This window comes from Agrobacterium sp. DSM 25558, assembly GCF_900100825.1.
Classification (GTDB): domain Bacteria; phylum Pseudomonadota; class Alphaproteobacteria; order Rhizobiales; family Rhizobiaceae; genus Agrobacterium.
The window spans coordinates 1-10,109 of sequence record NZ_FMUD01000060.1; the positions used below are offsets into that span (position 1 = coordinate 1).

The window sequence follows — 10,109 nt, forward strand, 5'->3', positions numbered from 1 at the left end:
CCAGAAACATTCACCGCCCTGCTCAAGCGGATGCAAGCCTGCGATGAGGTGGGTGGCCTGATCGCCAGAGCCGCAAACCGTCACCTCGGCAAGGCCGAGCGCGAGGCGGCCGGCGTTCTCTCCGCCGCGCAGCGCCACACCCATTTCCTCGACAGCCCGCGCATGACGACGGTCCTCGGTCGATCGGATTTCCGGTTTGCCGATCTCAAGCACGGCAACGTGACGGTATTCCTCGTCCTGCCGCCCGATCGCCTGTCCACATATTCTCGCTGGCTCCGCCTGCTCGTCAGCCAAAGCTTGACTGACATGGCGCGCGATCCGGCAAAGCCACCCGTGCCGGTTCTCTATCTGCTTGATGAGTTCGCCGCCCTTGGCCATCTGGCTCCCGTCGAGCGCGCCATGGGTCTGATGGCAGGGTATGGCGTCCAGCTCTGGCCAATCCTTCAGGACGTCCACCAGCTGCGCGCCACCTATGGGCAGCGCGCCGGTACCTTCCTGTCAAACGCCGGCGTGCTTCAGGTCTTCGGCGTCAACGATCATGACAGCGCCCGGCTTGTCTCTGATCTGCTCGGGCAGGAAACGGTCGTCTTCCAGACCATGGCCCGCGCGCTCGATTCCGAAAAGTCAGGGATCTCCTTCAGTCAGCACCACACCGCCAGGCCACTGCTCACCCCCGACGAGGTACGTAATCTGCCGCCTCAAGGGCAACTGCTGTTCCTTGCCGGACAACGGCCTATCATCGCTGGCAAGCTCACCTATTATGTCGATCCCGAGTTCAGGGGAGCATTCGATCCGATATGAATGATGACGCCATCAAAGAAGTCGAAGCCATGTTCAAGACGTTCGAGTGGACCATCGGCATGATAACCCAAAGTGGTCCGGAAGAACGTCGACATATAGCCGATGCCTATCAGGAGGCACAAAAACTAATTGCCGATATTCCGAAGGATGCCGGCGATGCGAGGCCTCGGATCGTGGCCTGTTTCAAACGCTCCGATAGCTATCGAGCAGTGAATGACAGCGCTTGCGTCGGCTGGGTGCTATCTGCCATCCAGGAAAGGGGGAATGAGCAGGATTTGCCTGACTGGCAAAAGTTTCGGAAGCTGGTCAGAATGGCGGTCAAAATGCTGTCGGTTTCGAAACCAACGTATCATTGAACAGGTTGAGCAGGTACCGACGCTTTAACGAGCCAATTGTGAGGTCAAACGTCAGGGTGTCTGTTTTTTTAGCCGGATCCCAACGCCACCATCGTGGCTTTCTGGAATGAACTCTATCCCAGAATTCTCAAGCACTTTTCTGATACCGTCTAGAGTACTAATCCGAAGTTGCTCGCCGGCCTCAAGACGACTGACAGTCTGGGTCGAAACATTGGCTGCGAGCGCGAGGTCTCTCACACCCCACCCTAATGCAACGCGCGCGAGCTTACACTGGATAGAGTTCATTTCACAACACTGTTGTGATTTATCTTGCCAAGTTTGAACCGCAACTGTAACCTCGCAATCTGTAAAATCGGCTGCCCATGGTGTTCGTACCACCATGAGCAACCTGACCACAATCTAGCTTATAGGAGCTTGGATCATGGCTGATTCTGAGAATAGCAGAACTTTGCCCAAAACAACCCGTAGAAAACGCCAAAATCCCATTGAGGACAGGCCACAGCTTCCGTCAAGGATCGACCGAAAGAACCTTCTGGGCGCTGTTGCTAAAATCTTGGTACCGCTTGTTTCTGAATTGGAAAAGGCTCCCGATCGAAAGGTGCCTGGGCCAACGTCAACAGCGCGACTGTGGTTGAACTGGTACGAGGTCCATCAGCGGCTCGTTCACATTACCAGATACCAGCAGAAGACGGAGTCGAAGGTGCTCGCGATGGCAGGCGCATTCCCGGTCGTGCAAATCCAAATCTCTCCGAGTGAGAGACCAGTGACCGTTTACACCATTGCTGAACTTAACCGGCTGAAATCACGCGTGGACCCAGGTCAGTTGGCGTCTGCACGATCTCTGTTGCGGAAGCGCCGCGAGAGATGGAATGAGGCAGATAGAAAGCTTGGATACAGCCCTGCTCTCGCCTTCGAGCACGATCTGGCGGAGCAGGAAGGAAGGTTGTCGCGCATATTATTCTTATCAAAACCGAGAACCATTGTTGAAACGACTGCAAAACTGCACTGCCTGATGAGCACGCAAGATCCGGGAAACAAGGGAAAGGATGCCCCTTGGCCTGAACTAAGGAAGATACTGCTTGATCTGGTTGAGGTGGAGCTGTCCAGCAATGGCGAAAATCCCCCGAATGAAAAAACTTAGCTAGACCTTGTGAAGGTGACGACCGCTCCGGGACGACAAAGCTGAGATAAATTTTCGAGCGTAGCAGTTTTGTCGCTCGTGAGTGCCACAATTGAATTGGCATCACAACGAAACCGGACAACCATGCGGCTGATACCAAAAGGTATTCTTACTATCCGGGGGCAACAACTCCCAATACGGAAAGCGCGTCTCTATATAGTGGCAGCAACGCATCAGAGTTGTGAGGAGAAATAATGGATATTGTTATCAGGCCGTCTGAGGGCGACTGGAGTTCTGTTTCTGATCCGACGCAGGCTATCGCAAATTGGGAAAAACAGACTGGGAAGACAATTCCCGACGATTATCGCACTTTCTTAGAAATGTATAACGGTGGTCGTATCTATCCGCTGATCTTTGACCGGAAAATCCCGGACGAAGTTTACTCCATGGGTGAACCGGCTACGTTTGTTAATACATTTTATGACTGGAGCATGGTTGAGGACATTTTGAACGGCGGGATATTCGACAAGCGCAATCCTCCGGACATGCTCGCTATTGGCTCCACTCCTGGCGGCATCGAGATTTTGTTAAGTCTCAACGAAAGCTCATATGGCAAAGTCTTCCTTTGGCTCCATTCCCAAAGTGCATGGGGAGAAGCTGGGAATGACAAAGCGTGGCCGCAGGACGAAAGCTTTCGGTCCTTTATAAGGAGCTTATACGAAAACGAAGATCACGAAGGTCACGACTATTGGTATCTCCCAAGCAAGAAGGGCACGGAGAAAAAAGTAGAACTGTAAGAAAGCGCATATCAGCTAAATTGCCGAAAGGTGAGGGCGGGTATTTAAAGAGCTCACCCTCTGCAACTGTATCTTCTCAACGAATAGACGGGTCAATTTTGTTTCGGCGAGCCGTTTGACCCTGCCATAGGCACCGAAGGACGACCCTGTCTGGACAGAAAAAAACTGATACCCATCAGCATCATAGTTCGACAGTTCGTAGGATATGGGATTATCCATTCCGCGCCGAAATGGGTCAACCTTGGAAGCCGGATCACAGACGGGTGCGTCGCCGGTTATGATATTGCCTGGAGGCCTTTTTTCTGGACCACCGTCAACAGGCGAAGCGCTGGGCCACCCGGCTTCTTGACGCCACGCTCCCAATCGGAAACCAGGCCTTTGCTAACGTTGAGGTAGCGGGCAAACACAGGCTGAGAGATATTTTCGCTCTCGCGGATAGAGCGGATCTCTTCCGGCGTAAGTGCCGTTACGGACGTCAGGCACGCGTCGTCGAACTCGCGCATGGTCTGCTTATCGATCGCACCGGATTCGTGGAAGCCTTCCATCATCTCATGGATAGCGGCCATCGCTTCGCTTTTATAAGACTTGCTCATCACATCTCACCTCTAGCATGCGGCCAGCTTCGACTTCAGCGTTCATCTGGTCGTCAGAAAATCCCAGCACCAACTTTGCCGCCTTCTTGAATACGGCTTCCTCATTATCGTCGAGGTTTTCCATTTCACTCTTGGCAAACCCGAATGCGAAGACGGCCCGCGTCTGCGTCCTAAAAAAGATCAGAGTTCGGTAACCCCCAGACTTCCCGGCCCCAGGTCGCGCCACCCGTTGCTTGATAAGGCCACCGCCAAGATCAGCATCGATAAGCCCGCGCTCGACACCATCGACGGCGTCACACAGCATCTTATCTGTGATCTTTTCCTTGCGAGCAAACTTATGAAACCTGCTGCTTTTAAAAATCCTCACGTCTTCGTCTGCCTTATATATTACACTACGTGTTACCCTTCAAGAGGATCCGCGCGACCGCAACCCCAAACACTGATCTTTACCCAATGTCGGCATGAGCCGCATACCATGGATCTTTGCAAAACGGCCTCCCCACGTAATCGGCCTGCGCAACAAATTCCAATAGCCATGATCAACCAGTCCTATGGTTAAGCTATCAAGGAGCGTTAGCAAGCTCGTGGTCGCGCTGACGCACAGCCATACGGGCGAGGCTGTTTGCCCTTGCGGGACTGGGGCCCAACCGAAGCCGGTCGGGAAGATAGGTGTCTGCGCGCCAGCAGCGCGAAATAACAATAAATCCATCTGACACAGCAAATTTCTTGCTACCAGAAATTTACCAGGCATTCACTTTTGCCGTGCAGTTTCGACACCAAGCGCGAAATGTATTCAGTACGCGCGTCATTCTCAACTTTGCCCGCCGACTTGGCGGGTTTTGTTTTGGTTCACGGCTGTCGATCTGGAATAATCCACCAGAACAGCTGGACGAGGTCTCTCCACGTTCTGACCATGTCTCCCCAGGCAAGTACGGCCTGTCGGTATCCATAAATTGCCAAAAGTGTAACGGCGAGCAATACAAGCCACGGTCATAGACCGCGCTTTCACTTTGGTTTGCTGTCGATCACGGTCAATGTCGCGCCTGCTTTTTTTCTTCTTGTTCGTTTTCGTACTCGGCTTGCTGGACTGCTACCTCAATCAGATATGTGAGCATGCCCCGATCTACAGCACGAGCTGAATCGTGCGCCAGCCTGAGCGCTTTGAGCGTTCCTCAATTCTTCCATTATCACCTCCGGTTGAACGCTAGATAAAATTAAATCATGCTTTCAATCAACCGATACGAAGAACCGTCTTGACTCATTTGATGATGAGAACATTAATAGAACATCGCTAGCACGGGTGCGTACTTTCCAAACATACATTGCGGCTGCCCCCGGCGCCAGGATATGCTGACGCCTGGCCGATCCCCCCATCCTTCGAAGTCCGAGCATGGGCCGTCCGCTCTCCTCGCCCCTACCGAACTGGTCCATTTAGAAGGGCAGGTGCCCGGTAGCCACGGACCGTCTTTCGTCGCAAAATGTCAAGAAACACGATCAACGCGTCCTCCCTTCGCGCGAATTGCTGTGTCTTGCTTTGGCCCCGGCAGCCAATCCTGCCCCAGGCCCGCGTGAGACACACGTCTCCAAACAGAGTGGATGTCATGTCGAGCACGTAGTACCGCGCCATGTTTCGGGGGGCGTCAATTCGTTCGATATAGACATGGTTGGGCTGTGTACTCATACCGGCAGAATCGAAAATCTGCCTGCGGATGTCCAACGACAGTTTTGAATCGGTTCATCGATACCGATTCATAATTTTGATGGAACTGTTTGCGCGCGGCCTGTCAACGGACTTGATAAAACACCGCCATGCGATCTTTTGAGCTCAGGGATAAAGCCGCTGAATGACCGTGTTCATTTCGCAAACGGAATCGTGTCGTCCCGTTCGCGCGTTCCGGGTGGAAGGCCTTTTCGGTCGTCGGCAGCCATCATTCCTCGGGTAGAGTAAATCAGGTTGAGCCAGAGGCGGTCCCACATCACAGAACGGACACCTGAGCGATATCCTGCGTGTTCGCTTAAAGCCTTGTCGCGCCAACGGTCAGCGATCTCGGGATGTACGAGCGCAAAAAACATCGTATCGCCGTCCGTCGCATCGATCGACAGGAGAACCTTACCGCTGGCTTGTATGCTCTGCTCCAACTCCTTTGTGGCCTCGGCATATTGAGCCCAAACGAGGTCACGATAAACACTTATCGGTCCCGGCGGTTGTTCGCCAATAATCAGAGGACCGAAAACGGCATTCGCGACAGGGCCGAGCGCGGTCTTGTCTATAATGCCGCCTTCTTGCCAGATCGAGAAAATGTCGCTGGTGTACTTATCTTCCACCGAGTGGAGCGTGCCTCCATTGTCCAACAGATTGACGGTGGCAAGAAACAACCGATGACGCGCAGGGTAATCCTCCACGCCGTAAAATCCGACGGTCTCCATATCTGTGGGTGGGTTGACCGCCATCTCCTGAACCCGCTTTACGATGGTGGGGTCACCTCCCGAGAAATCGGAGGCGAAGGCGATGATATCGGCATAATCTTCAGATGGCATTTCGGCTCCTGCAAATTGCGCTGTTGAAAGAATGCAGAATAGGGCGGCGATCAGGGAACTGTACCGCGCTAATATCTTAAGTTGGCTGATCACCTTCGCTAAAAATCCCTCTTGGAATATATTGTTTCAGAAGTGGCGCACCGTTCGTTACACAGCATAGTCAACGTCTCACACCGATGACAGGATTATCAACGAGTGAGAACGCCGGGGAGGAAATGATGATACTTGCGTTCTTGGTAACAGCCGTTCTGGCGTCTATAACGGTCCAACTGCCTCACGATGTCGAAGCATTTCTGGACCGTCGTGCGCAATGCGAGCATTGGGCCGGAGAAGAACCATATGATGGTCCGCGTGCCGGAGAAATCGCGGTAGCGGTGGAACGACTGCGTTGCGATAGCCTCGAGACGGATGAATCTCGAATACGCCTTCGCTACAAACGATACCAATTGGTGATCAAAGCACTGGAACCAGAACAGCCATAGGCCGGGATTGTGCAGGAGCGGAACGTGGCTCGGCGGACGTTGGAAAAAGTCTCAGCTGTCGTGAGACAGCGCCGGATTTCCCAATCCTTTATAGATGTGTTGGCTAATCCTTACGGTGGTGCAACCGGAGTATCGGCCCCGCTCGACCGAGTTTGCGAATTTCACCAACCGGTTTCAGCCTCTCTCCACTCGACGTCTGCGGCAACCGGAACTCAAATGGAGATCTCTGCTTTCTTCTGACCTAGTCCTTGGCAAAGGTTGTGGCCGTCTGGGCCGTGCTCACCATCGTATTGTAGTCAGACACCAGCCACTGCAAATCCTCGCCTGCCCCTTTGCGAGCGTCGCCTTTTGCCTTCTCCAGCTTTTCGTCGAAATCACGCAGCTTCGATAAAAGCGACGCCGGCTGCGACTCAAAAACGTGGAACGAATCGGGATGCTCCAGCGAGTAATCATCGAACTCCCGGACTGCCCCCGAATAGTCATTCAGTCCTTGCTTGAAGTCGGTCATATTTACGACTGGACGATCGTTTGTTGGCATCAGATCCATCACCGCTTCTGCACGAAACATCACGTTGCGGACATGCCAGCGAGACTTCTTGCCCTCGCTTTGTTCCAGCGCGGCCAGTGATGCCAGATCCGCTTTCACCTTCTCCGTGCGGAGCGCAGCATCTACCGCCTTGCGGCGCTCCTCGAATGCGGGAGCAAGCGCAGCTATCTCTTTGTGGAAGCCCTTGCCGGCCTCCATCTTATCGCTCTTGTAGTCCTGTCTCTCGTAATATTTGTTGGCGCGCTCAATAACCGGCGCAAGCTGCTGGTACGTCTCGACATAGGCGGCCATTGTAGCATCGAGCTCTGGCATCTTGGGGGATGCCTGCGTAGCGGCTACCACGGCAGAAGCTTCATCTCGGACGTCGTAAAGCGAGTACAGGCCGTAGATGATCCTCTCTTTGCCAGTGGGTCCTTTTTTCATATCCACCCAACTGTCGTAGCGCTCCAACGACTCTGATGCTCTGAGCGTCCGGTTCAAGAATTCGACATAGGTGTTCAGCTTGGCTGTGACCTCTTCAGATACCGCCGCTTCCGTAGCAGTCTGCGAAAATGCCGGACGAGACACGAACCCGACTGCAAGCGGATTTTGCAAAACAAACACAAGCGCGGTAGCCGCCATGAACTTCTTGAAAAACGCCATCAAAATCTCCCTACAATCGTGGTCATACATCTGTGTCATGACGCCGGCAGGTCAATGCCTACTGCCCAACTCTGGCGCATATTGAGAGATGAGGAAAGATCACCTGGGGTCTGAAACGTTTATCGCGGTTAACAGTGTTTCGATAAGATAACGAACGCATTGCTCAACCGGAGGACGATCCAGGGGGGAATATCCCTTATTCTCGTTGTGCGTCGCGATCCATTTCTCTGACTACGAGTGCATTGTACGCATCATCAACCGGACAGCGCGCGCAGCACTGCCTCAGGCTCTTTTTCCATCACACGCAGAAGCGTCCGAGCAGCACCTGATGGCTGTCGAGCCCCCTGCTCCCACTTTTTGTACCCAGAAGCGCTCGTCCCAAGGAAAGCAGCCATTTCATCTTGTGTCAGATGCAGCTTTTGCCGGATCGCCTTGGCGTCAACAGTTTCCGGATCCACGGCAGTGACACGCATTCCCGCAGGGTCCCTGCCCTGCGCATGACCCAGAGCTTCGGTCATAGCCTGAATCAAATCCTCGCCGAATTTTGTCGTCTCGCTCATGGTTTGCTCCTGTATGTCGCCTTTATCGCCTTCGCGAACGCAGCGACCGCTTTGGCCTCTTCCGGCTTCAAATCCGTCTTTCGTTCTTTCCGTAGACGAGAAGCGCATAGATGGGCGCATCGTCGCCGTACCAGTAATAGATAACGCGGGCGCCACCCCGTTTGCCTTTACCCTTGGCGCCAAATCTTAGCTTTCGGACCCCACCTGCACCCGGTATTTCATCACCGGCCTGTGGATGGGTCGCCAGAAAATCGATCAGATCCCTGCGCTCGTCGTCCGTGAACAGAGCCGTTGCCTGTTTGACGAAGAGCGATGTTTCAGCAACTGTCTGCATAGTGATTATAACCCATTGGGGTAGTTATGGTGATCGAACTCGCTTTTGTCAATGATCATCACGCAGACCGCTTTCCAGCTTCCCCGTTTAACCGCAACAGTGCCATCACCATCGGCCCGAGCGAAAACTCTCCACGCGCCGCCCGGTTGGTGAGATCACGCAGATATCCGCCCGCCGAATTGATGTGCCCTGCCCTCTCCAGGATACAGGCTATCGCAACCGCTGCATTTTCCGGCCCCATGGTTTCGCAAGCCTCCTGGTAAGCGGAAGGGCTCACACCCAGCATCGATCTCACCACGACCGCGGCCGACATGAGATCGCGCCAACCACCCACAGAACCTGCCGGTCCATAGTCGATAATCTGTGGGCATGCCTTCAGCACAACACCCAGAGGAAACGCCTTCAGCGTCTCGCTGTTCGGCCGACCGCTCTTGCTCGGCTTTTCGCCCTGCTCTTTTTCAGAGCTAGGTTCAAATTCACTAAAGGATTCGGATTTTGAATTCTGTATGTGCTGCTCAATATGAGCAGCATTGGTGCTATTAAATCCTGATTTTGACTGCGTATCCAACAGATTAAGGATTTCCTCGCGAAAAAGCTCCAGTTCATCGAGGATACTGGCGACATCAGCGATGGTTGGGGAGCGTGGAATGCGGGCAACGAGGTCGATGAACATAGCCTCGATCGCCATCCAGTCGCCGTCAGCCCCCTCCTCTATCGCTGCAGTGATCAGCTTGCGGACATCACGGCGGCAGATTGTCAGGTTTTCTTTCGCCTTGCGAAACGCTGAGCGCTCCGCGACGACTTTCTGCGCGATGACAGCAAGCTCTTCAGACCGAGCGAGGATTGGCGAGAGATCAAAACCGAATGCATTCTCGATCTCGCCCGCACCATTCTTCCTCGCATAACGCTTGCCGTTGGCACTATCCTTGCGAATGATCAGGCCAGCATCGACCAGAAGCGCTAGATGCCGACGCAGCGTAGCTCCCGCCATTCCGTGGGCCCTCAGGATTAACTGAGCGTTTGAGGGAAACACGACAAGCTGCGCGTTCTGACGCAATTCTTTTTCCGGATAGAAGCTCAGAAGCGCGTCGAGCACAGCCAGGCTGTTCGACTGCAAGCCGAGTTCTTCTCTCGCTTCCGAGGCATCACGGAAGACTTTCCATTTCTCAACTGTCTTGCCAGCCTTGATATCGTTTGTGGCCACTTGCCGCTTCACCAAGGCGAGCGTCATTGGCCGCCGCCCAAAGGGCGTCGTCACACTTCCTATCTGCATTTCTTTCACCTTTAATAGGCAAAGAAAAATTGCTCACCAAAACGATGCCAAAGACTCTTGACTGTG

The 10,109-nt window shown here is 53.7% G+C and carries 13 protein-coding genes; 4 read left to right on the forward strand and 9 right to left on the reverse strand.

Annotated elements, in window-relative coordinates:
- Both DSM25558_RS26860 and DSM25558_RS26865 read left to right on the forward strand, forming a co-directional pair.
- Nucleotides 1-801, forward strand: an 801-nt coding sequence (locus DSM25558_RS26860; protein ID WP_143240264.1) for a type IV secretory system conjugative DNA transfer family protein, incomplete at its 5' end; no start/stop codon positions are given.
- Nucleotides 798-1,157: a hypothetical protein gene (locus DSM25558_RS26865; protein WP_077107683.1), complete on the forward strand. Its 360-nt coding sequence runs from the start codon at nt 798-800 to the stop codon at nt 1,155-1,157. The genes DSM25558_RS26860 and DSM25558_RS26865, both read left to right, overlap by 4 nt.
- A 51-nt stretch (nt 1,158-1,208) precedes the next feature.
- Here the strand turns inward: DSM25558_RS26865 and DSM25558_RS26870 are convergent, their stop codons facing one another.
- Complete coding sequence (locus DSM25558_RS26870; protein ID WP_077107684.1) at nt 1,209-1,442, reverse strand: helix-turn-helix domain-containing protein; 234 nt, start codon at nt 1,440-1,442, stop codon at nt 1,209-1,211.
- Nucleotides 1,443-1,578: 136 nt separating this feature from the next.
- On the opposite strand from DSM25558_RS26870, the gene DSM25558_RS26875 reads away from it, so the two are divergent.
- Nucleotides 1,579-2,298 carry a hypothetical protein gene (locus DSM25558_RS26875; protein ID WP_077107685.1) on the forward strand — a complete coding sequence of 240 codons (720 nt, stop codon included), beginning with the start codon at nt 1,579-1,581 and terminating at the stop codon, nt 2,296-2,298.
- A gap of 233 nt (nt 2,299-2,531) precedes the next feature.
- A complete protein-coding gene (locus DSM25558_RS26880) occupies nt 2,532-3,074 on the forward strand; it encodes an SMI1/KNR4 family protein (protein WP_077107686.1) in 543 nt (180 codons plus the stop codon).
- Between the two features lie 275 nt (nt 3,075-3,349).
- On the opposite strand, the gene DSM25558_RS26885 is transcribed toward DSM25558_RS26880, so the two are convergent.
- The 8 genes from DSM25558_RS26885 to repC form a co-directional block, all read right to left on the reverse strand.
- Complete coding sequence (locus tag DSM25558_RS26885) at nt 3,350-3,667, reverse strand: helix-turn-helix domain-containing protein (protein ID WP_077107687.1); 318 nt, start codon at nt 3,665-3,667, stop codon at nt 3,350-3,352.
- Nucleotides 3,651-4,034, reverse strand: coding sequence for a type II toxin-antitoxin system RelE/ParE family toxin (locus tag DSM25558_RS26890; RefSeq protein ID WP_077107688.1), 384 nt, complete (start codon nt 4,032-4,034; stop codon nt 3,651-3,653). The genes DSM25558_RS26885 and DSM25558_RS26890 overlap by 17 nt, the downstream gene beginning before the upstream one ends.
- Nucleotides 4,035-5,081: 1,047 nt before the next feature.
- Nucleotides 5,082-5,348: a WGR domain-containing protein gene (locus DSM25558_RS26900; RefSeq protein WP_077107694.1), complete on the reverse strand. Its 267-nt coding sequence runs from the start codon at nt 5,346-5,348 to the stop codon at nt 5,082-5,084.
- Between the two features lie 173 nt (nt 5,349-5,521).
- Entirely contained in the window at nt 5,522-6,205 is a 684-nt protein-coding gene (locus tag DSM25558_RS26905; protein ID WP_077107689.1) for a hypothetical protein, read from the reverse strand.
- A gap of 723 nt (nt 6,206-6,928) precedes the next feature.
- A complete protein-coding gene (locus tag DSM25558_RS26915) occupies nt 6,929-7,876 on the reverse strand; it encodes a YiiG family protein (protein ID WP_077107691.1) in 948 nt (315 codons plus the stop codon).
- A 254-nt stretch (nt 7,877-8,130) separates the two neighbouring features.
- On the reverse strand, nt 8,131-8,436 hold the full coding sequence (locus DSM25558_RS26920; protein WP_077107692.1) for a helix-turn-helix domain-containing protein: 306 nt from the start codon (nt 8,434-8,436) through the stop codon (nt 8,131-8,133).
- 67 nt (nt 8,437-8,503) lie between these two features.
- Nucleotides 8,504-8,770 carry an addiction module toxin RelE gene (locus DSM25558_RS26925; RefSeq protein WP_244554327.1) on the reverse strand — a complete coding sequence of 89 codons (267 nt, stop codon included), beginning with the start codon at nt 8,768-8,770 and terminating at the stop codon, nt 8,504-8,506.
- A gap of 58 nt (nt 8,771-8,828) precedes the next feature.
- Nucleotides 8,829-10,043 (reverse strand): plasmid replication protein RepC, encoded by a 1,215-nt coding sequence (gene repC, locus DSM25558_RS26930; protein WP_077107693.1) that lies wholly within the window; start codon nt 10,041-10,043, stop codon nt 8,829-8,831.
- Nucleotides 10,044-10,109: the final 66 nt, after the last annotated feature.